The following is a 25,385-nucleotide window of genomic DNA, read 5'->3' on the forward strand; positions in this document are numbered from 1 at the left end:
TCGCAGCCGGCTATTACTTCGGGCCAGATGAGCCGTTGCTCGGTTGTTCGGGCGATATTTGCCGTGCCCTTGTAAGGATTGCTGGATGAGCCTACGCCAAGAGTGTTTGTGGGAGAGACTGACGCCCCAACGGCCCAGCGCCGAGGCGCTGCGCGGTGAGTTGAAGGTCGATGTCTGTGTGGTCGGCGCCGGCATTACCGGGCTCAGCGCCGCCCTGCACCTGCTCGAGCAGGGCAAGACGGTGTGCGTGCTGGAGGCCCATGAAACCGGCCATGGCGGATCCGGGCGCAACGTCGGCCTGGTCAATGCCGGAATGTGGATCGCACCGGACGAGGTCGAGCGCAAGCTCGGCGCCGCGGTGGGCGGTAAGCTGCTGGCGACCATGGGGGCGGCACCGGCGCTGGTGTTCGCCTTGATCGACAAGTACGGCATCGACTGCCAGGCGCGCCGCGAAGGCACCCTGCACATGGCGCACAACGCCCGCGGCCAGGCCGACCTGCAGAGTCGTTGCGAGCAGTGGCAGCGCCGCGGTGCGCCGGTCGAGCTGCTCACCGGCGCGGCCTGCCAGCAGGCCACCGGTACCCGGCGGATCGCCGCGGCGCTGCTCGACAGGCGCGCCGGCACCCTCAACCCCATGGCTTACACCAGCGGCCTGGCCCGCGCGGTCATCGGCCTGGGGGGGCGGCTGTTCCATCATTCCCCGGTGACCAGCCTGGAGCGCCAGGGGCAGGGCTGGTGCGTGATCACCCAGGGCGGTGCGGTCAGCGCCGAGCAGGTGGTGCTGGCGTCCAATGCCTACACCGAAGGCGAATGGAGCGAGCTGCGCCGCAACTTCTTCCCGGGCTTCTACTACCAGGTGGCTTCCGCGCCGCTGCAGGGCGAGCCGGCCGCGGGCATCCTGCCCGGCGGACAGGGCGCCTGGGACACCCGCCAGGTGCTCAGCAGCATTCGTCGCGACGCCGAGGGCCGCCTGCTCCTCGGCAGCCTGGGCAACGGCGCGGCCAAGCCGCTCTGGTTCCTGCGGGCCTGGGCGGACCGCATCCAGCAGCATTACTTTCCCCAGTTGGGACGAGTGCAGTGGCAGAGCACCTGGACCGGCTGCATCGCCTTCACCCCGGACCACTTGATGCGCCTGTTCGAGCCGGCGCCCGGCTTGCTCGCCGTCACCGGCTACAACGGCCGTGGGGTCACCACCGGCAGCGTGGTCGGCAAGGCCTTCGCCGATTACCTGTGTCAGGGGGGCGCGCAAGCCTTGCCGATGCCCGTGCAGCCGATGCGCAAGGTCAGTGTCGCCGGGCTGCGCAGCGGCCTCTATGAGGCGGGGTTCTCGCTGTACCACGCCGGTCAATGTCTGCGCGTGGTGATCTGAATGGCCCCGCGGCGGGCCCGGTGGGTCATAAAGACGCACCCGTGGCGCCGTCTTGGTGCAGCCATCGCCCGGCCGTTACCGAAAGTAAACGGCATCGATCGGCCTTATCGCCATGATCGGCTCCGGCTTATCTGGAATAAGAAAATGTCTATCAAGAACTTCCGGTTTTTTTGCAAAAACCTCTTTTTCTGCCGGCTGATTCCCCGGTAGAAAACCGTGGCATGCCATTTGCTCATGCCATTTGCTGCAACCAACAAGAAAAGTAGCGGTACTCACACCCACCATATGGAGTAACAAAGCTATGTCGCAGATGATTTTCAAAAAGGGTTTTCTGGCACTCGCGGTCACCGGTGCCATGGGCCTTTCCTCCCTGGCCCAGGCCGACTTGGTGATCGGCGTCGCGGGGCCGCACACCGGGGCCAACGCGACCTTCGGCGAACAGTTCTGGCAGGGGGCGAAGCAGGCGGCCGAGGACATCAACGCCGCCGGTGGCGTCAATGGCGAGATGATCAAGCTGATCAAGGCCGACGATGCCTGCGAGCCCAAGCAGGCGGTGGCCGTGGCCAACCGCCTGGTCGATCAGGACGGCGTCAACGGCGTGGTCGGGCATTTCTGTTCCTCCTCGACCATTCCGGCTTCCGAGGTCTACGACGAGGCCGGGATCATCGCCATTACTCCGGGCTCGACCAATCCCCAGGTCACCGAGCGCGGCCTGCCGGGCATGTTCCGCATCTGCGGCCGGGACGACCAGCAAGGCATCATCGCCGGCGATTACATCGTCGATACCCTCAAGGCCAGCAAGGTCGCGATCATTCACGACAAGGACACCTACGGCCAGGGCCTGGCGGATGCGACCAAGGCCCAGCTGAACAAGCGCGGGGTCACCGAGGCGATCTACGAGGGGCTGACCCGCGGCGAGAAAGACTTCAACGCGCTGGTCACCAAACTGCGCGCCGCCGACGTCGAGGTCGTGTACTTCGGCGGCCTGCATGCCGAGGCCGGCCCGCTGGTGCGGCAGATGCGCGAACAGGGGCTGACCGCGACCTTCCTCTCCGGCGACGGCATCGTCACCGACGAACTGGTCACCACCGCCGGCGGGCCGCAATACACCAAGGGCGTGCTGATGACCTTCGGCGCCGACCCGCGCCTGATCCCCGATGGCCAGGCGGTGATCGAGAAGTTCCGCGCCAACGGCTTCGAGCCCGAGGGCTATACCCTCTACTCCTATGCCTCGGTGCAGGCCCTGGCGGCCGCCTTCGGCGGTGCCGGCAGCAACGACAGCGCCAAGGCCAGTGCCTGGCTGAAAGCCAATCCGGTGCAGACCGTGATGGGCCAGAAGGAGTGGGACGCCAAGGGCGACCTGAAAGTCTCCGACTATGTCGTCTACGAGTGGGACGACCAGGGCAAATACCACCAGCAGTAAGCTCGGGGTGCCTGGCAGGCTCGGGGCGTCCCGCTGGGGATGTCCCGGTCCGGCCGGCGCCTTGCTCGGCTAGCCCTCGGCGGCGCAGCGTCGCCGCAGGACTAGTGCCTTCCGGGAACTGCTGAGTCGTCGACCCCGTCCGCCGCCGCACCTCGTGCGGCGGCGCTCAGCAGTACCCGTCTGACCACACCTGAGGCGCCCGGCCCGACCCGGCCGGCAGCCCAGCAGACGAGACTGAGTCAATGGACGGTATCTTCCTGCAGCAAATGATCAACGGGCTCACGCTCGGTGCGGTCTATGGCCTGATCGCCATCGGCTACACCATGGTCTACGGCATCATCGGCATGATCAACTTCGCCCACGGCGAGGTGTACATGATCAGCGCCTACCTGGCGGCCATCACCCTGGCCATACTGGCCTACTTCGGCCTCGAATCCTTTCCGCTGCTGATTCTCGGCACGCTGCTGTTCACCATCTGCATCACCGGTGTGTACGGTTGGGTGATCGAGCGGGTGGCCTACAAGCCGCTGCGCAACTCCACCCGCCTGGCGCCGCTGATCAGCGCCATCGGCATGTCGCTGGTGTTGCAGAACTATGTGCAGATCAGCCAGGGCGCGCGTCAGCAAGGCGTGCCGACCCTGCTCGAGGGCGCCTTCAAGCTGAACATCGGCGAAGGCTTCGTGCAGCTGACCTACACCAAGGTGTTCATCCTCATCGCCGCTTTCGCCGGCATGGCGCTGCTGACCTATGTGATCCGCTGCACCAAGCTCGGGCGCATGTGCCGCGCCACCCAGCAGGACCGCAAGATGGCCTCGATCCTCGGCATCAACACCGACCGGGTGATCTCCTACGTGTTCGTCATCGGCGCGGCCATGGCGGCCCTGGCCGGGGTGCTGATCACCATGAACTACGGCACCTTCGACTTCTATGCCGGCTTCATCATCGGCATCAAGGCCTTCACCGCCGCGGTGCTCGGCGGCATCGGTTCGCTGCCCGGAGCCATGCTCGGCGGGCTGATTCTCGGCGTGGCCGAGGCGCAGTTCTCCGGCATGGTCAACACCGACTACAAGGACGTGTTCAGCTTCTCGCTGCTGGTGCTGATCCTGATCTTCCGACCCCAGGGCCTGTTGGGCCGTCCCCACGTGGCGAAGGTGTAAGCATGTCCTCAACCCTTGCAAGCAAGCGTCTAGATGTGAAAAAGAGCCTGGTCGACGCGGTACTCGCCGGCCTGATCGCGCTGATCGTCTTCGGCCCGATCGTCGGGGTGGTCCTCGACGGCTATGCGTTCAACCTGGAGACCCAGCGGGTGGCGGCGATCGTCGGCGTGGTCATGCTCGGTCGTTTCTTCCTCAGTCTCTTCCTGCAGACCCCCAAGGGCCTGGCGATCCTCGCCGGCTTCGAGACCACCGGCTCCGGCGTGCATGTGCTGGCGCCGGAGCACAAGAGCCAGCTGCGCTGGGTCATCCCGCTGCTGGTGGCGGTCGCCCTGGTGTTTCCGTTCTTCGCCAGCAAGTACCTGCTGACCGTGGTCATCCTCGGCCTGATCTATGTGCTGCTCGGCCTCGGCCTGAACATAGTGGTCGGCCTCGCCGGCCTGCTCGACCTGGGCTACGTGGCCTTCTATGCCATCGGCGCCTATGGCCTGGCCCTGGGCTACGAGTACCTCGGCCTGGGCTTCTGGACGGTGCTGCCGCTGGCCGCCGTGGCGGCGGCGGTGGCGGGGGGCATTCTCGGCTTTCCGGTGCTGCGCATGCACGGCGACTACCTGGCCATCGTCACCCTCGGTTTCGGTGAGATCATCCGCCTGGTGCTGAACAACTGGCTGGAGTTCACCGGCGGGCCGAACGGCATGTCGGCGCCGTCGCCGAGCTTCATGGGCCTGGAGTTCACCCGCCGGGCCAAGGACGGCGGGGTGCCGTTCCACGAGTTCTTCGGCATTCCCTACGACTCCAACCTGAAGTTCCTGTTCATCTACCTGGTGCTGTTCCTGGTGGTGCTGCTGGTGCTCTACGTGAAGAACCGCCTGACCCGCATGCCGATCGGCCGGGCCTGGGAGGCGCTGCGCGAGGACGAGATCGCCTGCCGCGCCATGGGGCTGAACCACGTGCTGGTCAAGCTCTCAGCCTTCATGATCGGCGCCTCCACGGCCGGTCTGGCCGGGGTGTTCTTCGCCAGCTACCAGGGCTTCGTCAACCCGGCCTCGTTCACCTTCTTCGAGTCGGCGCTGATTCTCGCCATCGTCGTGCTCGGCGGCATGGGCTCGACCGTCGGCGTGGTCTTGGCGGCCTTCGTCCTGACCGTCGCCCCGGAGTTGCTGCGCAGCTTCGCCGAGTACCGGGTGCTGCTGTTCGGCATCCTGATGGTGTTGATGATGATCTGGCGCCCCCGGGGCCTGATCCGGGTCAGCCGCAACGGTGTGCAACCGCGCCAAGGAGTAGCGCCATGAGCGAAGAAATTGTCCTCTCGGTAGACCGCCTGGCCATGCACTTCGGCGGGATCAAGGCGCTCAACGATGTCAGCCTGACCATCAAGCGCAACTCCATCTCGGCCCTGATCGGTCCCAACGGTGCCGGCAAGACCACGGTGTTCAACTGCCTGACCGGCTTCTACAGCGCCACCGGCGGCAGCATCAAGCTCAAGGCCCGGGGCAAGACCACCGACGTGATCAAGGTACTCGGCGAACCCTTCGCCCTGGGGGACTTCGTCTCCCCGCCGAAGTTCTTCAGCCGCCTGTACTACAAGATGTTCGGCGGTACCCACCTGGTCAACCGCGCAGGCCTGGCGCGCACCTTCCAGAACATCCGCCTGTTCAAGGAGATGTCGGTGGTGGAGAACCTGCTGGTGGCCCAGCACATGTGGATCAACCGCAACCTGCTGGCCGGCGTGTTCAATACCCCGGGGTTTCGCAAGGCCGAGAGCCAGGCGCTGGACCATGCCTTCTACTGGCTGGAGGTGGTCGACCTGGTCGACTGCGCCAACCGCCTGGCCGGCGAGCTGTCCTACGGCCAGCAGCGCCGCCTGGAGATCGCCCGGGCCATGTGCACGCGGCCGCAGATCATCTGTCTGGACGAGCCGGCCGCCGGCCTCAACCCGCAGGAAACCGAGGCGCTGAGCCGGATCATCCGCCTGCTGCGCGACGAGCACGACCTGACCGTGCTGCTGATCGAGCACGACATGGGCATGGTCATGAGCATTTCCGACCATATCGTCGTGCTCGACCACGGCCTGGTGATCGCCCAGGGCGGTCCCGAGGCGATCCGTAACGACCCCAAGGTGATCGCCGCCTACCTGGGCGCCGACGAGGAGGAACTGGTATGAGTCAGCCGATCCTCGAACTGAAACAGCTGGACGTGTTCTACGGCCCGATCCAGGCCCTGAAGAAGGTCGACCTGCACATCGACGAGGGCGAGACGGTCAGCCTGATCGGCGCCAACGGGGCGGGCAAGTCCACCCTGCTGATGTCGATCTTCGGCCAGCCGCGGGCGGCGGCCGGGCAGATCCTCTACCGCGGCACCGACATCACCCTGAAGTCCTCGCACTACGTCGCCTCCAACGGCATCGCCCAGTCGCCGGAAGGGCGGCGGGTGTTCCCCGACATGAGCGTCGAGGAAAACCTGATGATGGGCACCATCCCCATTGGCGACAAACATGTCGACGAGGACAAGCAGCGCATGTTCGAGTTGTTCCCGCGCCTCAAGGAGCGGCGCAACCAGCGGGCCATGACCATGTCTGGCGGCGAGCAGCAGATGCTCGCCATCGCCCGGGCGCTGATGAGCCGGCCCAAGCTGCTGCTGCTGGACGAGCCGAGCCTGGGCTTGGCGCCGATCGTGGTCAAGCAGATCTTCCAGACCCTGCGCGAGCTGGCCCGCAGCGGCATGACCATCTTCCTGGTCGAGCAGAACGCCAACCATGCGTTGCGCCTGTCCAACCGCGGCTATGTGATGGTCAACGGCGAGATCCGCCTGAGCGGCACCGGCGAGGAGCTGCTGGGCAACGAAGAGGTACGCAAGGCCTATCTGGGCGGGCACTGAGTTCCGTCACCCTCCAGAGCGCGCGTGCCGTGGCGGCACGCGCGACTCCTTCGCTGAACCGAGGTGGCTGGCGCACTGCTGGCCACGCAGCGTTGGCCCCTCTTATCCCTCGAGTGGCCCCCGGCGAGCCGCTGCGGCCAGTTGCCCACAAAGTCTGTGGAACGAGTTGTGGATAAAGTGGTGGTAGAACCGTGCAGGCCTTGCCGGATGGTCCTTCTGGGGCCTTGGTCAATTTTCGAACTATCCGCTTTTATTCACTTAAAACAGTAACTTAGAGGGATGTCCGGGCGAGCCTGGGCGTGCCCGAGTTGTCCACAGCTACTGTGGGTAGGCCTGTTGATAACTGCCGGTGAAGTCGCTGCAGGCCAGACAGGCCCTGGGTTTTCGCGGATCGGGTGTTTTTTGATCAGCGCTCGGTCGTCTTGTGCGAGTGCCTCAGCTGCGGCCCGGCGTCAAGCCAAAATTCAGGGCTGCACTATCCGTGCGGAGTTATCCAGGCAAACTGTGGAAGGTGCTGTGGATAAGCTGCGGGCGCCTGGCGCCAAGCCAGGCGGAGAGCGGCCTGGCGGGCGCTGGTCGAGTTTTGATCGCTGGGCGGGGCTATTCGCCCAGCGCGCCGATCCGGGTCGAGCGACCGAGCAGCTGCAAGGCACGGTCCGGGTAGTCGGTGATCAGGCCCTGGGCCCCCATGTCGAGCAGACGGCGCATGGCCGGCTGTTCGTTGATGGTCCACAGCTGCACGTTGAGCCCGCGCTCCCGGGCGGTGTGCAGCAGGCCGGCGCTGGCGATCGGCAGGCCGCTGTGGCGCTCGGGGATCTGCAGCGCCTGGTAGGAGGGGGAGAGCACGCCGCCCAGGCCCAGCCAGTCGAGCGCCACCAGCAGGCGTACCGAGCCGGGGCCGGCGGAGGTGGCAACCCCCGGGCAGTGTTCGCGGAACAGCTGCAGGCTGCGCTCGTAGAAGCTGCCGACCAGCACCAGGTCGCGCTGGCCATGGGCCTGCAGCATTGCGCACAGCTGCGCCTCCATGCCGACGTCCGGCACCTTGATCTCGACCACCTTGGGCTTGTCCGGGAAACGCTCGAGGACCTCGGCGAAGCTCGGGATACGAATGCCCTGGCCGCGGTAGGGGTGGCTCTCGCCGCCGTCGGCGGTCCAGCGGTAGCCGGCATCCAGGGCTTGCAGTTGGGCGAGGCTTTGGGCGGCGACCGGACCCTGGCCGTCGGTGGTGCGCTCCAGGGTGCTGTCGTGGATCACCACCAGCTCGCCATCGCTGGAGAGGTGCAGGTCCATCTCCAGCATGTCCACGCCCAGGGCGCTGGCGCGTTCGAAGGCGAACAGGCTGTTTTCCGGCCACAGACCCTTGCCGCCGCGATGGGCGATCACCAGGGGCCGCTCACCCAGGGCCGCGAGCACGGCCGGCGGCGACGCCGGGTGGCTGGTCAGCATCAGGGTCAGCAGGGCGATGGCAGTCAGCAGCAAGGGCGCGAGAAGAAAACGGGCGAGGCGCAGCATGGAGGCTTCCGAGGTGGCTGTGAAAGGGCGAGCCCGGACTATGACAAAGGAAAGGGGGGCCGGCGAGAGGTGAATCGCGACAGCCGGCACACCTTTGCGGACAGCCTGGGTGATCGGGGGGTGTAGTGCGAATGCCGCGCCCGCTCAGTAGCCGCCCCCGCCGCCTATGCCGACCGGCCTGCGCGCTCGGGCGCGTTCGTCGTCTTCCATCTGCGTGCAGGTGCGGAAGCCCTTGCCGTCGACGCGTCCGGCCGAGTCGAAGCTGACATGGTAGGCCTGGGGCTGGCCGTCCCGGGTGAGGATGTAGTCGTGACAGCTGCCCGGGTTGACACTGCGCGGCATCACCCCGGACGGGGCTCCGCCGATCTCCAGGACCTGCTGCTTGCTCATGTCCCGGGCGACTTGCGCCACCAGCGGTTCGTCACGATAGGTCAGGTAGGCGTTCGGGTTGCCCAGGGAGCCGGCGCAGCCGGACAGGATGCTCAACAGGGCGAGGACGCCCAGGGTTTGCTGGTGCATGGTGGCCTCCGCGGGGCACGTGGTGTCAGGCTCCACTATGCGTTGCCGCAGGCGCTCGCCACATGACCTCTGCGTGGCGTGCCGGGCCCTGGAGCCCCTGTTGTTATGGTAGCTGCTCAGGCGAGCTTGCCACCCCTGGCGCTGATCGGCGGGAGACTTGCGGGGCCGTTGGGCGGGTTGGAATTGAGCGTGCCGCTGCGCAGGCGCGCGGTGGTCCGGTGCGGCCGGCGTTAGCCGGCTCGGCGGTGCTCCAGCAGGCGTTCGGCCCCGCCTTCGGCGAGGCGCAGGCGCTGCTGGCCGGGGGTGCGCTCTGCGCCGCCTTCGGCGAAATGGCGGTCCAGCGGGCGCACTTCCTGCTGGCTGTCCTTCGCCTCGCCGAGCAAGGGTTGCGGGTTGAGGCTCGGCAGGGCGAAGGCGTTGGCGGCGAACAGGCCGAGGACCAGGCTGAGGGCGAGTTGGCGTTTCATGATGGCTCCTCCCGTTGGAGAACAATGGCTACGGGAGGAGATGTTAAGGACTTGCCCGCGGATAAGAAGTCGAGTGCCTCGATAGTGCCCATCGATCTTGGTGATGTTGGGGCATAAGCGCTTTTAACCGGCGTCTTCGCGGGTTTTTCCTGCAACTTGCCCAGGGCCTGCGCCGGCCTGGCGCCCGCGCGAGGCCGCCAGGCCCGTCGGCCGCGCGCGCCTCGCAATGGCGCGTTCACCTCTTTCGCGGCGAGTTGGCATTGGGAAATCTTCGGCTAGTCTGACGGGATAACATCTATTTCGAAGAGAACTGAATGCCCAAGGCGATTCGGCTGTTCGTGCGGGGAGTGGACGCGATGAACCGGGTCATCGGCCGGTTCGCCATGTACCTGATCTTCGCCATGCTGGCGGTGCTGCTGTACTCATCCATCAGCAAGACCTTCGCCGACCCGGCGATCTGGACCCTGGAAACCGCGCAGTTCCTCATGGTCGCCTACTTCCTCCTCGGCGGCGGCTACTCCATGCAGCTCGATGCCCATGTGCGCATGGACCTGTTCTACAGCCGCTGGTCGCCGCGCACCAGCGCGATCATGGACGCCATCACCGTCGGCTTCCTGATCTTCTACCTGATCTTCCTGCTCTACGGCGGCATCTCCTCGACCCAGTACGCCCTGCAGTACGGCGAGACCAGCTACTCGGCCTGGTCGCCCTATATGGCGCCGATCAAGATCATCATGACCCTCGGCGTGGCGCTGATGCTGCTGCAGACCATCGCCACCTTCTTCAAGGATATCGCCGCCGCCCGCGGGGAGACGCTGTAATGAGTTACGAGCTCATCGCCCTGCTGATGTTCTCCTCGATGATGTTGCTGTTGCTCACCGGCAAGCGGGTGTTCGGCGCCATCGGCTTCGTCGCGGTCAGCGCCGCCCTGCTGTTGTGGGGCGACGGCGGTTCGGAGATCGCCTTCAGCGCGGCGATGAAGCTGATGAAGTGGTACCCGCTGCTGACCCTGCCGATGTTCGTCTACATGGGCTACATGCTCTCCGAGTCGGGGCTGGCCGAAGACCTCTACCGCATGTTCCACGTGTGGATGGGGCCGCTGAACGGCGGCCTGGCCATCGGCACCATCGGCCTGATGGTGGCGATCTCGGCGATGAACGGCCTGAGCGTCGCCGGCATGGCCATCGGCGCCAGCATCGCCCTGCCGGAACTGCTGCGCCGCGGCTACGACAAGATCATGGTCACCGGGGTGATCCAGGCCGGCAGCTCCCTGGGTATCCTCATTCCGCCCAGCGTGGTGCTGGTGCTGTACGGCATGATCGCCCGCCAGCCGGTGGGCCAGCTGTGGCTGGCCGGGGTGTTCCCGGGGCTGATGATGGCCGGGTTGTTCGTCCTCTACATCGTCATCCGCTGCCGCCTGCAACCGCGCCTGGGGCCGGCCCTGGCCGAGGAGGAGCGCCAGCAGATCGGCTGGGGCGAGAAGCTGCGCCTGCTCAAGGCCGGCATCGCCCCGCTGTTCATCTTCTTCTGCATGACCGGGCTGTTCCTGATGGGCATCACCAGCCTGGTGGAAAGCTCGGCGGTGGGCGCCGCGGCCGCCACCTTCACCGCCCTGGTCAAGGGCCGGCTGAGCGCCCAGGTGATGGAAGACACCTTGCGCAAGACCCTCGGCATCAGCTGCATGTTCATGTGGATCATCCTCGCCGCCCTGTGCTTCGGCGCGGTGTTCGACGGTCTCGGCGCGGTCAACGCCATCGAGGCCTTCTTCATCGACCGCCTGGAGCTGGGCCCCTGGCAGGTGCTGATCATGATGCAGCTGTCGTTCATCCTGATGGGCATGTTTCTCGACGACACCGCCATGCTGGTGATAGTCGCGCCGCTCTACGTGCCCCTGGTCGGCGCCCTGGGCTTCGATCTGATCTGGTACGGCGTGCTCTACACCATCACCTGCCAGATCGCCTACATGACCCCGCCCTTCGGCTACAACCTGTTCCTCATGCGCGCCATGGCGCCTCCGGAGGTGACCCTGCGCGACATCTACGTCTCGGTCACCCCCTTCGTGCTGATCATGGTGCTGGCCCTGGTGCTGGTGATGATGTTTCCGCAGATCGCGCTGTGGTTGCCCCAGTGGCACTACGCGCGCTGACCCACAGAATTCAGGAGAGGCTCGGACGCAGTTGGTTTTTTCACCCCGAGCGGCGACAGGCGCTGGCCGCCCTGTGGGGTAACGCGCCCACCTGAACACGCTGCACCGACCTCGCCGGGTCGCAGTGGTGCCATGCGGTTGTATGACATCTGGATCGACATTCATTGGAGATAACAGCATGAGTACGAGACGCAAGTTCCTCAAGACCGCCGCGGTCACCACCGGCGCGGTGGGCGCATCGGCCCTGGGCTCGGCGCATATCTACGCGCAGGAGCCGAAGAAGATCACCTGGCGCCTGCAGACCTACGCCGGCCCGGCCCTGGCCGAGCACGTGATCAAGCCCTCGATCGACGCCTTCAACCTGGCGGCCAAGGGCGAGATGGAGATCCAGCTGTACTTCGCCGACCAGCTGGTGCCCACCGGCGAGCTGTTCCGCGCCATGCAGCGCGGCACCATCGACGCGGTGCAGAGCGACGACGACTCCATCGCCGCGCCGGTGGACGTCTCGGTGTTCGGCGGTTACTTCCCCTTCGCCACTCGTTACAGCCTGGACGTGCCGGTGCTGTTCGAGAAGTACGGCCTGCGGCAGATCTGGGAGGAGGCCTACGGCGAGGTCGAGGGCGTCACCTGGCTCGGCGCCGGCGCCTGGGACCCCTGCCACTTCGCCACGGTCGAGCCGATCCGCAGCCTGGCCGACCTCAAGGGCAAGCGCATCTTCACCTTCCCCACCGCCGGCAAGTTCCTCTCGCGCTTCGGCGTGATCCCGGTGACCCTGCCCTGGGAGGACGTCGAGGTGGCGGTGCAGACCGGCGAGCTGGACGGCATCACCTGGTCGGGCATCACCGAGGACTACACCGTCGGCTGGGCCGACGTCACCAAGTACTTCCTCACCAACAACATTTCCGGCGCCTGGATCGGCTCCTACTTCGCCAACTCGGAGAAGTGGGCCGAGGTGCCCGCGCACCTGCAGACCCTGTTCAAGCTGTGCATGGACAGCTCCCACTACTACCGCCAGCACTGGTACTGGGGCGGCGAGGCGCAGCTGCGCGTGGAGGGCGGCAAGCTCGAGCTCACCACCATTCCCGATGCCGAGTGGAAAACCGTGGAGGACGAGGCGCACAAGTTCTGGGACGAGATCGCCAAGGCCAGCCCGCGCAGCGCCAAGGTGGTGGAGATCTTCAAGAAGTACAACGCCCTGATGGCCAAGGCCGGCCCACCCTATCGCTACTGATACCGGCGGCCACGCCGTCGGCGCCCAGGCGCATGCCTGTGCCCGGATTGCTCTCCGCGGGCATGGGCGCCCTGCGTTGGCGCGCCGGTCGGCGTTCGGGGCAGTGGACACAACCGACAGGGGACGTCGGCCATAACAATAGATGGGGGTGCATATGCTCAAACCGCGAGAAGTGAAGACCGTCGAAGATGCCAAGCGCATCGTCGAGGAGCGCGGGCTCAGTCACATCAAGGTCGGGGTGTTCGACAACGACGGGGTGATGCGCGGCAAGTACCTGAGCCGCAGCAAGTTCCTTTCCGCGCTGGACTCGGGCTTCGCCTTCTGCGACGTGGTACTGGGCTGGGACGTCAAGGACCAGCTCTACGACAACGCCAGCTACACCGGCTGGCACACCGGCTACCCGGACGCGCCGGTGCGGGTGCTGCCGCACACCTGCCGGGAGATTCCCTTCGAGAACGGCATGCTGCTGTTCATCTGCGAGTTCGACCAGCAGGCCGAGGCGGTCTGTCCGCGCGGCACCCTGCGGCGGGTGGTCAAGCGCTGCGAGGAGATGGGCTTCGATCCCTTCGCCGCGCTGGAGTACGAGTTCTTCATGTTCGACGAGACCCCGGAGTCGGCGCGGGAGAAGGGCTTTCGCAACCTCAAGCCGTTCACCCCGGACTGGTTCGGCTACTCGATGATCCGCAACTCGGTGCATGCCGAGCTGTACCACCAGATTCTCGAGCTGGGCGAGCAGATGGACTTCCCCATCGAGGGCCTGCACACCGAGACCGGCCCCGGCGTGCTGGAGGCGGCACTCGCCTACGACCAGGCCGAGGACGCGGCGGACAAGGGCGCGCTGTTCAAGACCTTCATGAAGGTGCTGGCCCAGCGCAACGGCCTGATGGCCACCTTCATGGCCAAGTGGTCGGGCAAGTACCCGGGGCAGAGCGGCCATATCCACGTCTCCCTGCGTGAGCGCGAGAGCGGCAAGTCGGCCTTCCACGACCCCAGCCAGCCGCACAACATGAGCCAGGTCCAGCGCCAGTTCCTCGCCGGCCAGCAGCGCCTGATGCCCGAGTTCCTGTGCATGGTGGCGCCGACCCTGAACAGCTACCGCCGGCTGATCCCCGGTTTCTGGGCGCCGACCGATGCCACCTGGGGCGTGGAGAACCGCACCGCGGCGTTGCGGGTGATCCCCGGCAGCGACAAGTCGCAGCGCCAGGAATATCGCCTGGGCGCTGCCGACGGCAACCCCTTCCTGGCCCTGTCGGTGGCCATCGGCTCCGGGCTGTACGGGGTGATGCAGGGCTGGCAGCCGACCGATCCGGTGTCCGGCAACGCCTATGCGCAGAAGCACCCGCCGGAACTGGCCCTGCCGCGCACCCTGTGGGACGCGGCGCAGCGCCTGAAGGCCTCCCAGGCGGCGCGGGAGCTGTTCGGCGACCCGTTCGTCGAGCACTACGCCGCCAGCCGCGAATGGGAGGAACGTGAATACCGTCGGCATGTCAGCGATTGGGAGCTCGATCGCTACTTCGAAATCATCTGATCGCCGGGGAGGCGCCACGGTGCCGCCTCCGGTTCTGGAGCGTCGCAATGAGCAAGTTGCAGTGCATATCACCGGTCGACGACAGCCTCTACGTCGAGCGCGAGCTGGCCACGGCCGCGCAGATCGAGGCGGCCCTGGCCAAGGCCGAGCAGGCCCAGCGGGCCTGGAAGACCACCCCCCTGAGCGAACGGGTCGCCATCGGCCGCAAGGCCATCGCCGCCTTCGCCGCCAAGGAAGAGCAGCTGGCCGAGGAGCTGTGCTGGATGATGGGCCGGCCGATTCGCTATTGCGCCGGGGAAGTCCGCGGCTTAGTCGAGCGCGCCAGCCACATGGCCGATATCGCCGAGAACGCCCTGGCCGACATCCGCCTGCCGGACAAACCCGGCTTCACCCGTTTCATCCGCCGCGAGCCGCTGGGCGTGGCGCTGATCATCGCGCCCTGGAACTACCCCTACCTGACCGCCGTGAATGCGGTGATGCCGGCATTGCTGGCCGGCAACGCGGTACTGCTCAAGCATTCGGCGCAGACCCCGCTGTGCGCCGAGCGCATGGTCGAGGCCTTCGTCGAGGCCGGCCTGCCGGACGGGGTGTTCCAATACCTGCACCTCAGCCACGCCGACACCGAGCGGCTGATCCAGGCGCCGGCCGTGCAGTACGTGGCCTTTACCGGCTCGGTGCCGGGCGGCGCCATGGTCGAGCGGGCGGCCGCCGGACGCTTCATCGGCACCGGCCTGGAACTGGGCGGCAAGGACCCGGCCTACGTGCGCGCCGACGCCGACCTGGCCCACGCGGTGGAGACCGCCATCGACGGCGCCTTCTTCAACTCCGGGCAGTCCTGCTGCGGCATCGAGCGCATCTACGTGCACGAGGCGCTGTTCGAGGCCTTCGTCGAGCAGGCGGTGGCCCTGGTCAAACGCTACAAGCTGGGCCGCCCCGACGACCCTGCCACCACCCTGGGGCCGTTGGTACGGGCCGAGGCGGCGGATTTCGTCCGCCGGCAGATCAACGAGGCCCTGGCCCAGGGCGCCACTGCCCATATCGACCCGAGCAGCTTCGCCCTGGATCGACCCGGCTCGGCCTACCTGGCGCCCCAGGTGCTGACCAACGTCTACCACGGCATGCGGGTGATGACCGAGGAGTCCTTCGGCCCGGTGGTCGGCATCCAGAAGGTCAGGGACGACGAGGAGGCCCTGGCGCTGATGAACGACAGCGAATTCGGCCTCACCGCCGCCATCTTCAGCCGCGATGCCGAGGCCGCCCTGGCCCTGGCCGAACGGGTCGAGGCCGGCACCGTGTTCCTCAACCGCTGTGACTACCTCGACCCGGCCCTGGCCTGGACCGGGGTCAAGCACTCCGGCCGCGGCTGCACCCTGTCGAGCATCGGCTACGAACAGCTGACCCGGCCGAAATCCTTCCACTTCAAGACCCAGTTGTGAGGCGCGCCATGGACCTGAACCACTACCGCATGAACTGGAACTACCCCACCGCGATCCGCGTCGGCGCCGGGCGTATCCGCGAGCTGCCCGCCGCCTGCCGCGAGCTGGGTATGGCCGCGCCGCTGCTGGTCACCGACCCTGGCCTGGCGGCCCTGTCGATCATCGATGACGCCCTGCTGCAATGCCGCGACGATGGCCTCAAGGCTGGGCTGTTCTCGGCGATCAAGGGCAACCCTACCGGGCAGAACGTGATGGACGGCGTGGCGGCCTTCAAGGCCGGCGGCCACGACGGGGTGATCGCCTTCGGCGGCGGTTCGGCCCTGGACGCCGGCAAGGCCATCGCCCTGATGGTCGGCCAGGACCGCCCCCTGTGGGACTTCGAGGACATCGGCGACAACGCCAGCCGCGTCAAGGTCGCCGGCATGGCCCCGGTGGTGGCGGTGCCGACCACCGCCGGCACCGGCTCGGAGGTCGGTCGCGCCTCGGTGATCACCGACGAGGCGGCGCATATCAAGCGCATCATCTTCCACGCCCGCATGCTGCCGGCGCTGGTCATCCTCGATCCGCAACTGACCATCGGCCTGCCGGCCAAGGTCACTGCCGCCACCGGCATGGACGCTCTGTCCCACTGCCTGGAGGCCTACTGCTCGCCGCTGTTTCACCCCATGGCCGAGGGCATCGCCCTGGAGGGCATGCGCCTGGTGCAGCAGTACCTGCCGCGGGCGGTGGCCCATGGCGCGGATGTCGAGGCGCGGCTGCAGATGCTGGTGGCGTCGACCATGGGCGCCACCGCCTTCCAGCGCGGCCTGGGTGCCATGCATGCCCTGGCTCATCCCCTGGGCGCGCTCTACGATGCCCACCACGGCCTGCTCAACGCGGTGCTGATGCCCTACGTGCTGCAGGCCAACCAGGCCAGCATCGGCCCACAGATGTACCGCCTGGCACGCTACCTGGGCCTGAGCAAGGCGGGGTTCGACGGCGTACTCGACTGGGTGCTGGAACTGCGCAGCGAGGTCGGCATCCCCCATTGCCTGGCCGATATCGGTATAGATGACACGCGCCTCGAACAGGTCGGGCAGATGGCCGAGGCCGACCCCTCGGCCGGCACCAACCCGGTCGCCTTCAGCGCGCGGGGGTACAGCGCGTTGTTCGAGAAGGCCCTGAGCGGCGCGCTGTAGGGCGGCCGGCTATTTCGGGGGCTTGGGCGGCAGGGATTGCACGAAGCTATGGCAACGCTGGACCCAGGCCGCCAGGTCCCCATCCTCTGCGAAGCCGGGCGGTTCGACGAAGACATAGCCCCTCATGGGCTTGCCGGTGAAGTCCATCGCGCGCACATGCGGCAGGGCGAGTGCCTGCTCATAAGCACCGGGCCCCACCCGCGCCATCAACACATCCCCCAGAATCCCGACGCACATATGGCCGCGCACCATAAAGGCCATGCCGCCGAACATCTTTCGCTCGGTGATATCCGCCTGGCCTTGCAGGGCTTCGCGCAGCCTTTCGGCCAGGCCTTCGTCGTATGCCATGGGGGTATTTAAATCCAAATATCATTTTGGGCAGTACGATCACCGCCTTCATGACCGGTATTCAGTACGCCTCGGGGTTCAATAAGTAGAATCTTTACTTCTTCCTCGGCGAAAGGTTTGTGCTCCTTGCCTTTCGGTACGACGTACATCTCGCCTTTCGATAGGGTTACATGCCCATCACGAAAGTCGATTCGTAATTTCCCGTCCAGCACAATAAAGGTCTCGTCCGTGTCCTTGTGGTCATGCCAGACAAAGTCACCTTTGATTTTAACTACCTTAAACTGGTAGTCATTCATCTCGGCGATGACTTTGGGTGCCCATTGCTCGTCGAAGAGCGCAAGTTTGCTTTCGAAGTTGAGTGCCTCATATTCCATTGAGTGCTTCCTCTAGATTACCGTTCAGTTAAAGGGCGGTTTTCGCCCGCCCTGTGTAAACCCCGCGAGCAGACTGCGCCGCTTGTTAGACCTCATTGCCCCGGTCACGCCGGCAGTGAGTGAGTACCGCCTGTATGAAAGGGGCTTTGGCCGCTGTGTACGCTTCGCGGTCAGTGCGATGTTGAGCAGCAAGTTGTAGTTTCAAGGCGGCATACTGTGCAGCGAGCTCAGGGTTTGAGCGCAATGCATCTCGGAATGCCAGCCGATCAAGCCACGTCGGGCTGTTATAAACCAAGATATGAAGGTGGTGCGTGCGAAATGTAGGCGAAGGCTTGCAGAACCAGTGCATGTCTTCGGGTTTATACGGGTAGTGCTGATAGCGCAAATGGCGCAGTGCCTCAATAGCCCCGCGGGACGCTGCCAGCGACCTGGCCGGCGCAGCAATGTCGATGATCGGTTTGGCAACCAAGCCAGGCACTGAAGTGCTGCCGACGTGCTCGATGGGGCCGACAAGCCACGGTTTAAGAACCTCGGCAAGTAACGCCTGCTCCTCTGCGAAAATTCGCGGCCAAGCAGGGTCGTACGCGGTAATTTCTATTGGGGCGTCTTCAGTTGCAGTGGAGGCTCGCATGGCTTCTTCTGTGGTCCCAAACTTGGATTAAGGGTTGGGCGTTAGCCCATCCCGCGGGAGTGGGGCCTGTGCATGAATTACAGGCCAGATATACGAATTCAACCGCACTGACGATAGGGTTGGAAAAGCTATTTCTCACCGTTTGTGGGGAGAGTCCATATACGCTATTTAGAGGGAGAAGTAATTTTTCTCATTATGATAATTTTCTCAATGCCTTCATGCTCTTCGCGCACCTTCGCGTATCCTAGCCTCTGATAAAACCCTTCGGCAGTAATTGATGAAGGTACAGTCAGTTCTTTTATTTCATATTTTGAAGTCAGCTCTTCTATGTGCTTCATTAGGGCTAGGCCAATACCGAAGCCCTGATGTCTTGGCATTACGAAAATAGATCGAATGGTATTTTTGTCTAAGCTTGCAGTTCCGGTGATCTCTCCGTCTTTCACGGAAACGAAAGTTTCTCGGGTCAGCATGCGGCTTGCTATTTGCTCGGGGGAGGAATTATCTGGTAATTTCTCAATAAGAGAGGCGGGATAGTCTTTGGCGTTAGTCTCTTTAATGGCAGAAATTATGAGGGCGCTGATTTCCACCGCGTCTTCCGGGCGTGCTTCTCGAATAGATATGGCCAACAGCAGTACCTCTACCTAAAATTGAACATCCAGTGGTGCGATTAAGTGCGCCATTTGGTGGATAACATTCCCTGCCGTTGCCAGTGCAACCTCTCAATCTTGAGGTGTCCAGCTTGCGGCAGGGGCCTTTGGGGGTGTTGTGCACCAGGGCTTATCGGCAGCACAGGGCAAGTATTCGCATCGGCGGATGGTTCCGTTGAAAACGGCCTATGCGAGCAGGGGGAAGATAACGGGCGTCCTGCCTGCGGGGTGCTTCATTGCGTGGGTTGAAGCTACCCGAATGCGGCGCGTCGCCACAAGTTGTTGTGGCAAACAGCTTCCTTTCATCGGGCTTGCCCTGCACTTGGTGCCGGGCTAGAGTGCGCCGGTCACGGTCAATCCCGTGACCGGGTGTAGGAACCCGATCTTCACGAAGGCGCGGTAGCGCCATAGCCGAGAGCAGGCGCTTTTTTGTGCCTGCTGTTTTCTCGCGCAGTTATGGCGGGCCGTGCGGGGCAGGCTTCGGCCTGGCCGGTTCCCTCGGACGCCGGTATTTCGACCCCCGTACGGTCCGCCACCCAACCGAGTCGAAACGAGAGGTTGGCGGCTCCTTAAATGGTTCGAGGAGCATAAGGAAAATGCGCTATCCACCTTTTACCCAAGGGCTCCACCTTGGGCGGTTTCCCCTGTCATCGGCCTCCGTTCTGGAGGTGCGCCATGGCTAGCAACAAACTCGCTGTCATTCCCTTCCCGAAACCTGTCGAGCCGCTTGGTTTGCCGGCTGCCTCTGTCTGCCATTTCCAGCTGGCTGCCGAATTGCGTGTGGCGATGCTGCACAAGTTGTTCAACAAACTGGCGAGCTCGGGGGCTACGGCCTGCGCAGCAAGGGACTTGCATGAGCTTTGCCAGGGCGCCCGCGAGTTGCTGAACGATGTGGTGGTGCTGTATCGCAGCTCGCTGGCGCAAGCGGCCGAGGAGGGCGAGCGATGAAGAGGCCCTGCACCAGTTACTTGCCAACGTACGATGGCCATCGCGGCGCGATCATCAAGTGGCCACAGGATTGCCTGCAGGCGTTCGACAAGGGTGTGGCCAGTGCGCAAGCCTGGCTAACGACAGACGACACCGGCTGGTTGTGGGCCAACCTGATTATCGAGCGTGATGCCTTGCCCCCAGGGTTGCAGCGGCGCGCCTTCGAAATCGGGTTTCTCAGCCGGGTGCATCAGCGCTTGTGCTCGCCGTATGGCGGCAACCACCAAGCCTTGAAGGCCTGCCTGAAGCTCTGACGGGGCGGGCGGCCTCGCCGTGGCGGTGCCGGCCAAATGGTTGGGCTGTCTACGGCGAGGCCGTCTGAATTCCTGTGCATATACTTGCGCAGCCCGTGCCGCAGCTGCGGATCGCCGCATAGTTCGGGGGTTTGTCGATTGCGACGGGTGCTGCTTTTGCGGCAAGGTCTCGGCCCTGCCGTAACCGATAAGGAGATTGGTCATGTCTGGCAAACCCGCCGCCCGTGTCACCGACCCCACCGCCTGCCCCATTCCCGGGCATGGCACCAACCCCATTACCGCCGGCTCGCCGGATGTTCAATTCGACGGCCTGCCCGCCGCCCGCCAAAACGACCCCACCGCTTGCGGCAGTGCCCTGGTCGGCAATGTGATACCTAATGTGCTGATCAACAACATGCCGGCCACCACGCTCGGCACCATCGGCAGCCATGGCAATGTGGTGATTGGGGGCTCTGGTAGCGTGATCATCGGCAACAGCCATGCCCCCGCCGCGTTCAGCGCGCCCGAGCCTTTGGCCATCGCGGCCTCTGCCGCCCAGGCCTTGGCCCCCAGCACACCGGCCTCGCCGCAACCGGCCGCCGACACCCTGGCGCGTAATTGGCAGGAAGAGCCCGGCGATGCGGCGCCGTTGGGGCTGGAGGAAGAGGACGAAGAGGAAGAACTGGAGGAGGACGTACAGCAGGGCATCATCCTGCGCGTGGGCTTCTTCTTCGACGGCACCGGCGACAACGCCGACAACGTGGCGCGGGGCCAGCAATGCCGCGCCAATCAATTCGGCTACGACGCGGCCGATGAGCGTGCCCTGCTCGAATACTGCCCGCCCCATCAGATGGACCCGATGAGCAGTTATGGGCGGCAAGGGACGAATATTGTGAGGTTGTACGATATTTATCGGGATGACTCTTCCGTATCGATTGCAAGCGACGCTGTTACAGCCTGTATGCCCGTTTATATAGAAGGTGTTGGCACCGAGTCAGGCAAGGCCGATAAATCTTTCCCCGACATGGCGCTTGGCACTGGAGAGACCGGCGTACTTGAGAAGATAGAAAAAAGTACGCAGGGAGCGCTTTCTAAGCTGGCCATAATGAAAGCCAACAATCCTGATTTGATGGTGGAAAGATTAGAAATCGACGTTTTTGGTTTTAGTCGAGGAGCTGCCGCCGCTCGCCATTTCGTCAACGATTTGCGCAGAGAAGCGTCTTCGCTCTTGGCCCGCGCGCTGCGCCAAGGTAAAGCTCCTTTAAGCGAGAACTTTGCCTGGCGCTTCGGTCAGGATGTGCAGGTCAACTTGATCGGGCTGTTCGACACCGTGGCGGCGATTGGTGACCTGAGCGATGGTTGGGACGTGAACGACGATCAGAACGGCGACCTGAAACTGCACCTGGCACCGGATAGCGCTAAACGCGTGATTCATTTGGTGGCAGGCGATGAATACCGTTACAACTACTCGCTCAACAGCACGCAGCCGAATTTTGCCGAGATCGTTCTGCCGGGTGCCCATGGCGATATCGGTGGCAACTACCCGCTGGAGGCCGAGGAGAAGCTGTTCCTCACCCGACCCTTCCATGACGAGGTGGATAACCGTCTACCCAACGAGGAGAGCCAGGCCTGGAAGCAGGCCAGCCGCGCCTTGGAGTCGTGGCAGCAACGCGGCCTGATCGATCCCGTGCGCCCGAATGGCAAGCTGTATATCGACTGGCGGCAAGTACGCTCTACTGACAACCCCATACGCCGCAAGGTGATCTATGCCCAGGTCAAACTGGATCGCCGTGTGCGTGGCGAGTATGGGCGCATTCCTCTGCGCATCATGCATGCCCTGGCTCAGGAGGCCGGGGCACCGTTTCGGCCTATGCCCAATACCCGTGAGCTGAGGCTGCCTGCCGAACTGGTCCCCATTGCCGACAAGTTGATGGCCTATGCCCAAGGCAAGGCGCCGTTGAACCTTGCGTACGAGGAGCAGGATCTGCTTTATGCCCACTTCCTGCACCAGGCGGCCCATTGGAATGTCCACCTTGGCGAAAGCGGTGCATTGACCGTGCACTTCGTAAACCGTCCGACGAGGGACGGTCAACGCACCGTCCACCCGAACAAGCCAGACCCGGTAAACCTGCTATGAAGCGTTTTCTATTTATCTTCCTCACTCTTTTTCCGTTGTTCGTAAACGCCAAATCGGCCACCGATCTGGTCGGCCGCTACGTTCTGCAGGGCGTTCGGGAAACCGGCTCCACGTTACTGCTCAAGTCAGACGGCAGCTTCGAGGCGACCTATGCCTTCGGCAACCTGGACGGGCATATCAAAGGCCGTTGGCAGCGTACCGATGACACCGTAACCCTGGCTTCCGACGGGCATTCGGATGTGGCCGAGTTGTTCAAGGATGTGCCGCTGGCCGTTGGCGAGCACTGCCTGATTCGGGACATGGGGGACTACAAAGCGTGCTATATGCGTCAGCCGCGGCTGCCTTTCTCTGGAGGGTGGTACTTGGGTTTTATGGCTCCCGACTATATGGATGTCTGGCTGGAAACGGCCGACGTCACGGATGTTCGTGGCATCACCTTTACGACTGCCGTCAGGGGCACGGTTGCCGTTAGTCAGCCGGAGAACGGAAAGGGCAATGCTAGAGGGTGGCCTGGGCCCTATGTTCGCGGCAAAGGTATGGCACTTGAACGTCTTGACTTACCTGAGCGCATCTTCATCCGTTGGCAGTCTTTGACCGAACCTCAAACCTATCGCGCCACCCTGGAAGTTCCGGAGTCAGCTCGTGAGTTGATGCTCCGGGAGGAACGGATCGATTGCCCTATGGGTGGGTGGCAGTCTGCTTATCGGGATGCAGTCGTGATCGGCCTGGCTCCTGGTGGGATTGCCAAGCTCTGGGTCAGTGGTCCCTGCTTCAAAGGTACGGAAATCCTGCGTGTCCAGGCCGAGGTCGAGCCGATGGGCCCCGATCAAGGGCAAAGCGATGGGCAATATGCCTTGCCGCTGGAGCCCGCTGCCAAGGCCTATATCGAGCAGCACGGCATCCCCTATGGGTCGTGGTAAGTGGGCAGGGTGATGCTTGTTTTAGCACTCGTCGCCCCTCTGACCGCTTTTGGCAGTTCGTCCGAACCGCCCAAGCCGTTCAAAGCGTGGTACCTGAGTTTTTTCGCACCGGACTATATGGATGTCTGGCTGGAAACTGTGGATGTCACCGATATCAGGGGCAATACCTATGCCGAAGCCATGCAAGGAACGGTTTCAATCCATCAGCCGGAAGATGGCTCCGGTGCCCCTGCGGGGTGGCCTGAATATGTCGGAGCAGGGGCTGGGGTCCACCTCAATCGTTTGGAGTTGCCTGAGCGTATCTTTGTTCGTTGGCAGTCGCTTACAGAGCCGCAAACCTATCGCGCTACGCTGGAAATACCGGAGTCAGCCCGTGAGTTGATGCGGAAACCGGAAAAAGTGAATTGCCCGATAACCGGTTGGGAGACCGATTACCGCAATGCCGTAACCATCGGCCTGGCCCCTGGTGGGATTGCCAAGCTCTGGGTCAGCGGGCCCTGTTTCAAAGGTACGGAAATCCTGCGTGCTCAGGCTGAGATCGAGCCCAAGGGACCCTATCAGGGGCTATCAGAGGGGCGGCATCGCCCATTGAAACCCGCTGCCAAGGCCTATATCGAGAAGCACGGCATCCCCTATGGGTCGTGGTAAGTGGGCAGGGTGATGCTTGTTTTAGCACTCGTCGCCCCTCTGACCGTTTTTGGCGGTTCGTCCGAACCGCCCAAGCCGTTCAAAGCTTGGTACCTGAGCTTTTTCGCACCGGACTATATGGATGTCTGGCTGGAAACTGTGGATGTCACCGATATCAGGGGCAATACCTATACCGAAGCCATGCAAGGTACGGTTTCAATCCATCAGCCGGAAGATGGCTCCGGCGCCCCTGCGGGGTGGCCTGAATATGTCGGAGCAGGGGCTGGGGTCCACCTCAATCGTTTGGAGGTGCCTGAGCGTATCTTTGTTCGTTGGCAGTCGCTTACAGAGCCGCAAACCTATCGCGTCACCCTGGAGGTCCCTGAGTCAGCTCGTGAGTTGATGCGGAAACCGGAAAAAGTGAATTGCCCTATTACCGGTTGGGCGACCGATTACCGCAATGCCGTAACCATCGGCTTGGCCCCTGGTGGGATTGCCAAGCTCTGGGTCAGCGGACCCTGCTTCAAAGGGACGGAAATCCTGCGTGTCCAGGCTGAGATCGAGCCGATGGGGCCCGATCAAGGGCAAAGCGATGGGGAATACGCCTTGTCGCTCGAGCCCGCTGCCAAGGCCTATATCGAGAAGCACGGCATCCCCTATGGGTCCTGGTGAAGGGGGCAGGGCATGAAGCATTTCTTGCTGATCCTGTTTGCCCTTTTCCCTCTGCTGGCAAGCGCCAAGCCGGCCACTGATCTGGTTGGCCGCTACGTTCTGCAGGGCGTCCGGGAAACTGGCTCCACGTTATTGCTCAGGGCTGACGGCAGCTTCGAGGCGACCTATGCCTTTGGCAATCTGGACGGGCACATCAAAGGCCGCTGGCAGCGCACCGAGAACACCGTAACCCTGGCTTCCGACGGGCATTCGGATGTGGCCGAGTTGTTCAAGGATGTGCCGCTGGCCGTCGGCGAGCACTGCCTGATCCGGGACATGGGGGATTACAAGGCGTGCTACCTGCGTCAGCCGCGGCTGCCGTATAAAGCTTGGCGCCTGGGCTTCTTCGCGCCTGATTACATGGATGTCTGGCTGGAGACCGCCGACGTCACGGATGTTCGTGGCATCACCTCCATCGGCGCCGTACAGGGGACGGTATCCATCCGTCAGCCCGAAAACGGCTCCGGCAAGCCTGCGGGTTGGTCCAAGCGATTCGGCTGGGGAGCTGGTCACTATCTGAGTGGTTTGGATCTGCCCGAAAGTATTTTCATCCGCTGGCAGTCCTTGGCTGAGCCGCAAACGTATCGCGCGACGCTAACGATCCCAGCTGACACCCGTGCCATCATGCTTCGTCAAGAGCCTGCAAAGTGTGGGGCAAGTGGCCGCACTTCGGACTATCGACTAGCCATTGTCATCGGCCTAGCGCCTGGCGGGATTGCCAAAGCCTGGGTGATGGGGGCCTGCCTGCCACCAATAGAGATTTCCCGTATCCAGGCTAAGATCGAGCCCAAGGGACCCTATCAGGGGCTATCAGAGGGGCGCCATCGCCCATTGAAACCCGCTGCCAAGGCCTATATCGAGCAGCACGGCATCCCCTATGGCTCGTGGTAAGTGCTGCCGTTTCGTAGCCTGGGTTACATCTGGGCCAAT

At 63.8% G+C, this 25,385-nt stretch carries 27 protein-coding genes; 19 read left to right on the forward strand and 8 right to left on the reverse strand.

All coding sequences use genetic code 11. The features are described 5' to 3' along the window. Positions 1-85 precede the first annotated feature (85 nt). Positions 86-1,369: an L-pipecolate oxidase gene (gene amaA, locus SBP02_RS03485; protein WP_318645024.1), complete on the forward strand. Its 1,284-nt coding sequence runs from the start codon at positions 86-88 to the stop codon at positions 1,367-1,369. Positions 1,370-1,444: 75 nt separating this feature from the next. Here amaA and SBP02_RS03490 read toward each other — a convergent pair whose 3' ends face one another. Then, a complete protein-coding gene (locus tag SBP02_RS03490) occupies positions 1,445-1,726 on the reverse strand; it encodes a hypothetical protein (RefSeq protein WP_318646399.1) in 282 nt (93 codons plus the stop codon). On the opposite strand from SBP02_RS03490, the gene SBP02_RS03495 reads away from it, so the two are divergent. The 5 genes from SBP02_RS03495 (at position 1,671) to SBP02_RS03515 (ending at position 6,823) form a co-directional block, all read left to right on the forward strand. After that, positions 1,671-2,792, forward strand: coding sequence for a branched-chain amino acid ABC transporter substrate-binding protein (locus SBP02_RS03495; protein ID WP_318645025.1), 1,122 nt, complete (start codon positions 1,671-1,673; stop codon positions 2,790-2,792). The two genes, SBP02_RS03490 and SBP02_RS03495, sit on opposite strands and share 56 nt — an antisense overlap. Before the next feature lie 242 nt (positions 2,793-3,034). Beyond that, complete coding sequence (locus SBP02_RS03500) at positions 3,035-3,949, forward strand: ABC transporter permease subunit (RefSeq protein ID WP_318645026.1); 915 nt, start codon at positions 3,035-3,037, stop codon at positions 3,947-3,949. 2 nt (positions 3,950-3,951) lie between these two features. Further along, positions 3,952-5,238, forward strand: a complete 1,287-nt coding sequence (gene livM / locus SBP02_RS03505) for a high-affinity branched-chain amino acid ABC transporter permease LivM (protein WP_318645027.1) — start codon at positions 3,952-3,954, stop codon at positions 5,236-5,238. Continuing rightward, the gene (locus SBP02_RS03510) at positions 5,235-6,110 is read left to right on the forward strand and encodes an ATP-binding cassette domain-containing protein (protein ID WP_318645028.1); all 876 of its coding nucleotides are present in this window, start codon (positions 5,235-5,237) and stop codon (positions 6,108-6,110) included. The genes livM and SBP02_RS03510 overlap by 4 nt, the downstream gene beginning before the upstream one ends. Then, positions 6,107-6,823: an ABC transporter ATP-binding protein gene (locus SBP02_RS03515; protein ID WP_318645029.1), complete on the forward strand. Its 717-nt coding sequence runs from the start codon at positions 6,107-6,109 to the stop codon at positions 6,821-6,823. The genes SBP02_RS03510 and SBP02_RS03515 overlap by 4 nt, the downstream gene beginning before the upstream one ends. A gap of 600 nt (positions 6,824-7,423) precedes the next feature. Here the strand turns inward: SBP02_RS03515 and SBP02_RS03520 are convergent. The 3 genes from SBP02_RS03520 to SBP02_RS03530 form a co-directional block, all read right to left on the reverse strand. Further along, positions 7,424-8,335 carry a glycerophosphodiester phosphodiesterase gene (locus SBP02_RS03520; protein WP_318645030.1) on the reverse strand — a complete coding sequence of 304 codons (912 nt, stop codon included), beginning with the start codon at positions 8,333-8,335 and terminating at the stop codon, positions 7,424-7,426. Between the two features lie 144 nt (positions 8,336-8,479). Beyond that, complete coding sequence (gene osmE / locus SBP02_RS03525; protein ID WP_318645031.1) at positions 8,480-8,854, reverse strand: osmotically-inducible lipoprotein OsmE; 375 nt, start codon at positions 8,852-8,854, stop codon at positions 8,480-8,482. A gap of 230 nt (positions 8,855-9,084) precedes the next feature. Further along, entirely contained in the window at positions 9,085-9,321 is a 237-nt protein-coding gene (locus tag SBP02_RS03530; protein WP_318645032.1) for a hypothetical protein, read from the reverse strand. 314 nt (positions 9,322-9,635) lie between these two features. Between SBP02_RS03530 and SBP02_RS03535 the strand changes: the two genes are divergently transcribed. The 6 genes from SBP02_RS03535 (at position 9,636) to SBP02_RS03560 (ending at position 16,840) form a co-directional block, all read left to right on the forward strand. Continuing rightward, a complete protein-coding gene (locus SBP02_RS03535; protein WP_318645033.1) occupies positions 9,636-10,142 on the forward strand; it encodes a TRAP transporter small permease subunit in 507 nt (168 codons plus the stop codon). Continuing rightward, on the forward strand, positions 10,142-11,467 hold the full coding sequence (locus SBP02_RS03540) for a TRAP transporter large permease (protein WP_318645035.1): 1,326 nt from the start codon (positions 10,142-10,144) through the stop codon (positions 11,465-11,467). The genes SBP02_RS03535 and SBP02_RS03540 overlap by 1 nt, the downstream gene beginning before the upstream one ends. 178 nt (positions 11,468-11,645) lie before the next feature. Then, complete coding sequence (locus tag SBP02_RS03545; protein ID WP_318645036.1) at positions 11,646-12,698, forward strand: TRAP transporter substrate-binding protein; 1,053 nt, start codon at positions 11,646-11,648, stop codon at positions 12,696-12,698. Positions 12,699-12,852: 154 nt separating this feature from the next. Further along, positions 12,853-14,226, forward strand: a complete 1,374-nt coding sequence (locus SBP02_RS03550) for a glutamine synthetase family protein (RefSeq protein WP_318645037.1) — start codon at positions 12,853-12,855, stop codon at positions 14,224-14,226. A 47-nt stretch (positions 14,227-14,273) separates the two neighbouring features. After that, entirely contained in the window at positions 14,274-15,662 is a 1,389-nt protein-coding gene (locus SBP02_RS03555) for an aldehyde dehydrogenase family protein (protein WP_318645038.1), read from the forward strand. Positions 15,663-15,670: 8 nt separating this feature from the next. Then, a complete protein-coding gene (locus tag SBP02_RS03560) occupies positions 15,671-16,840 on the forward strand; it encodes an iron-containing alcohol dehydrogenase (protein ID WP_318645039.1) in 1,170 nt (389 codons plus the stop codon). Positions 16,841-16,849: 9 nt separating this feature from the next. Here SBP02_RS03560 and SBP02_RS03565 read toward each other — a convergent pair whose 3' ends face one another. From SBP02_RS03565 to SBP02_RS03580, 4 genes are all read right to left on the reverse strand, one after another. Further along, positions 16,850-17,188 (reverse strand): TfoX/Sxy family protein, encoded by a 339-nt coding sequence (locus tag SBP02_RS03565; protein WP_318645040.1) that lies wholly within the window; start codon positions 17,186-17,188, stop codon positions 16,850-16,852. 8 nt (positions 17,189-17,196) lie between these two features. Beyond that, positions 17,197-17,562, reverse strand: coding sequence for a cupin domain-containing protein (locus SBP02_RS03570; RefSeq protein ID WP_318645041.1), 366 nt, complete (start codon positions 17,560-17,562; stop codon positions 17,197-17,199). Positions 17,563-17,647: 85 nt separating this feature from the next. Next, the gene (locus SBP02_RS03575) at positions 17,648-18,193 is read right to left on the reverse strand and encodes a GrpB family protein (protein ID WP_318645042.1); all 546 of its coding nucleotides are present in this window, start codon (positions 18,191-18,193) and stop codon (positions 17,648-17,650) included. Positions 18,194-18,357: 164 nt separating this feature from the next. After that, positions 18,358-18,819 (reverse strand): GNAT family N-acetyltransferase, encoded by a 462-nt coding sequence (locus SBP02_RS03580; RefSeq protein ID WP_318645043.1) that lies wholly within the window; start codon positions 18,817-18,819, stop codon positions 18,358-18,360. Positions 18,820-19,515: 696 nt separating this feature from the next. On the opposite strand from SBP02_RS03580, the gene SBP02_RS03585 reads away from it, so the two are divergent. From SBP02_RS03585 to SBP02_RS03615, 7 genes are all read left to right on the forward strand, one after another. Next, positions 19,516-19,788, forward strand: coding sequence for a hypothetical protein (locus tag SBP02_RS03585; RefSeq protein ID WP_318645044.1), 273 nt, complete (start codon positions 19,516-19,518; stop codon positions 19,786-19,788). Next, positions 19,785-20,081 carry a LasR-specific antiactivator QslA gene (locus tag SBP02_RS03590; protein WP_318645045.1) on the forward strand — a complete coding sequence of 99 codons (297 nt, stop codon included), beginning with the start codon at positions 19,785-19,787 and terminating at the stop codon, positions 20,079-20,081. Before SBP02_RS03585 ends, SBP02_RS03590 begins: the two co-directional genes overlap by 4 nt. Positions 20,082-20,283: 202 nt before the next feature. Further along, positions 20,284-22,197, forward strand: a complete 1,914-nt coding sequence (locus SBP02_RS03595; RefSeq protein ID WP_318645046.1) for a phospholipase effector Tle1 domain-containing protein — start codon at positions 20,284-20,286, stop codon at positions 22,195-22,197. Continuing rightward, positions 22,194-23,117: a DUF2931 family protein gene (locus SBP02_RS03600; protein ID WP_318645047.1), complete on the forward strand. Its 924-nt coding sequence runs from the start codon at positions 22,194-22,196 to the stop codon at positions 23,115-23,117. Before SBP02_RS03595 ends, SBP02_RS03600 begins: the two co-directional genes overlap by 4 nt. A 12-nt stretch (positions 23,118-23,129) precedes the next feature. After that, the gene (locus SBP02_RS03605) at positions 23,130-23,765 is read left to right on the forward strand and encodes a DUF2931 family protein (protein WP_318645048.1); all 636 of its coding nucleotides are present in this window, start codon (positions 23,130-23,132) and stop codon (positions 23,763-23,765) included. A gap of 12 nt (positions 23,766-23,777) precedes the next feature. Beyond that, positions 23,778-24,416, forward strand: a complete 639-nt coding sequence (locus tag SBP02_RS03610) for a DUF2931 family protein (protein ID WP_318645049.1) — start codon at positions 23,778-23,780, stop codon at positions 24,414-24,416. Positions 24,417-24,428: 12 nt separating this feature from the next. Further along, positions 24,429-25,346, forward strand: a complete 918-nt coding sequence (locus SBP02_RS03615) for a DUF2931 family protein (RefSeq protein ID WP_318645050.1) — start codon at positions 24,429-24,431, stop codon at positions 25,344-25,346. Positions 25,347-25,385: the final 39 nt, after the last annotated feature.

Source organism: Pseudomonas benzenivorans, assembly GCF_033547155.1.
Classification (GTDB): Bacteria; Pseudomonadota; Gammaproteobacteria; order Pseudomonadales; family Pseudomonadaceae; genus Aquipseudomonas; species Aquipseudomonas benzenivorans_B.

What these genes read in the sequence shown, in the direction of transcription:
- amaA (WP_318645024.1), top strand. Translation starts at nt 86, where the DNA reads ATGAGCCTACGCCAAGAGTGTTTGTGGGAGAGACTGACGCCCCAACGG.
- SBP02_RS03495 (WP_318645025.1), top strand. Translation starts at nt 1,671, where the DNA reads ATGTCGCAGATGATTTTCAAAAAGGGTTTTCTGGCACTCGCGGTCACC.
- SBP02_RS03490 (WP_318646399.1), bottom strand. Translation starts at nt 1,726, where the DNA reads ATGGCACCGGTGACCGCGAGTGCCAGAAAACCCTTTTTGAAAATCATC.
- SBP02_RS03500 (WP_318645026.1), top strand. Translation starts at nt 3,035, where the DNA reads ATGGACGGTATCTTCCTGCAGCAAATGATCAACGGGCTCACGCTCGGT.
- livM (WP_318645027.1), top strand. Translation starts at nt 3,952, where the DNA reads ATGTCCTCAACCCTTGCAAGCAAGCGTCTAGATGTGAAAAAGAGCCTG.
- SBP02_RS03510 (WP_318645028.1), top strand. Translation starts at nt 5,235, where the DNA reads ATGAGCGAAGAAATTGTCCTCTCGGTAGACCGCCTGGCCATGCACTTC.
- SBP02_RS03515 (WP_318645029.1), top strand. Translation starts at nt 6,107, where the DNA reads ATGAGTCAGCCGATCCTCGAACTGAAACAGCTGGACGTGTTCTACGGC.
- SBP02_RS03520 (WP_318645030.1), bottom strand. Translation starts at nt 8,335, where the DNA reads ATGCTGCGCCTCGCCCGTTTTCTTCTCGCGCCCTTGCTGCTGACTGCC.
- osmE (WP_318645031.1), bottom strand. Translation starts at nt 8,854, where the DNA reads ATGCACCAGCAAACCCTGGGCGTCCTCGCCCTGTTGAGCATCCTGTCC.
- SBP02_RS03530 (WP_318645032.1), bottom strand. Translation starts at nt 9,321, where the DNA reads ATGAAACGCCAACTCGCCCTCAGCCTGGTCCTCGGCCTGTTCGCCGCC.
- SBP02_RS03535 (WP_318645033.1), top strand. Translation starts at nt 9,636, where the DNA reads ATGCCCAAGGCGATTCGGCTGTTCGTGCGGGGAGTGGACGCGATGAAC.
- SBP02_RS03540 (WP_318645035.1), top strand. Translation starts at nt 10,142, where the DNA reads ATGAGTTACGAGCTCATCGCCCTGCTGATGTTCTCCTCGATGATGTTG.
- SBP02_RS03545 (WP_318645036.1), top strand. Translation starts at nt 11,646, where the DNA reads ATGAGTACGAGACGCAAGTTCCTCAAGACCGCCGCGGTCACCACCGGC.
- SBP02_RS03550 (WP_318645037.1), top strand. Translation starts at nt 12,853, where the DNA reads ATGCTCAAACCGCGAGAAGTGAAGACCGTCGAAGATGCCAAGCGCATC.
- SBP02_RS03555 (WP_318645038.1), top strand. Translation starts at nt 14,274, where the DNA reads ATGAGCAAGTTGCAGTGCATATCACCGGTCGACGACAGCCTCTACGTC.
- SBP02_RS03560 (WP_318645039.1), top strand. Translation starts at nt 15,671, where the DNA reads ATGGACCTGAACCACTACCGCATGAACTGGAACTACCCCACCGCGATC.
- SBP02_RS03565 (WP_318645040.1), bottom strand. Translation starts at nt 17,188, where the DNA reads ATGGCATACGACGAAGGCCTGGCCGAAAGGCTGCGCGAAGCCCTGCAA.
- SBP02_RS03570 (WP_318645041.1), bottom strand. Translation starts at nt 17,562, where the DNA reads ATGGAATATGAGGCACTCAACTTCGAAAGCAAACTTGCGCTCTTCGAC.
- SBP02_RS03575 (WP_318645042.1), bottom strand. Translation starts at nt 18,193, where the DNA reads ATGCGAGCCTCCACTGCAACTGAAGACGCCCCAATAGAAATTACCGCG.
- SBP02_RS03585 (WP_318645044.1), top strand. Translation starts at nt 19,516, where the DNA reads ATGGCTAGCAACAAACTCGCTGTCATTCCCTTCCCGAAACCTGTCGAG.
- SBP02_RS03590 (WP_318645045.1), top strand. Translation starts at nt 19,785, where the DNA reads ATGAAGAGGCCCTGCACCAGTTACTTGCCAACGTACGATGGCCATCGC.
- SBP02_RS03595 (WP_318645046.1), top strand. Translation starts at nt 20,284, where the DNA reads ATGTCTGGCAAACCCGCCGCCCGTGTCACCGACCCCACCGCCTGCCCC.
- SBP02_RS03600 (WP_318645047.1), top strand. Translation starts at nt 22,194, where the DNA reads ATGAAGCGTTTTCTATTTATCTTCCTCACTCTTTTTCCGTTGTTCGTA.
- SBP02_RS03605 (WP_318645048.1), top strand. Translation starts at nt 23,130, where the DNA reads ATGCTTGTTTTAGCACTCGTCGCCCCTCTGACCGCTTTTGGCAGTTCG.
- SBP02_RS03610 (WP_318645049.1), top strand. Translation starts at nt 23,778, where the DNA reads ATGCTTGTTTTAGCACTCGTCGCCCCTCTGACCGTTTTTGGCGGTTCG.
- SBP02_RS03615 (WP_318645050.1), top strand. Translation starts at nt 24,429, where the DNA reads ATGAAGCATTTCTTGCTGATCCTGTTTGCCCTTTTCCCTCTGCTGGCA.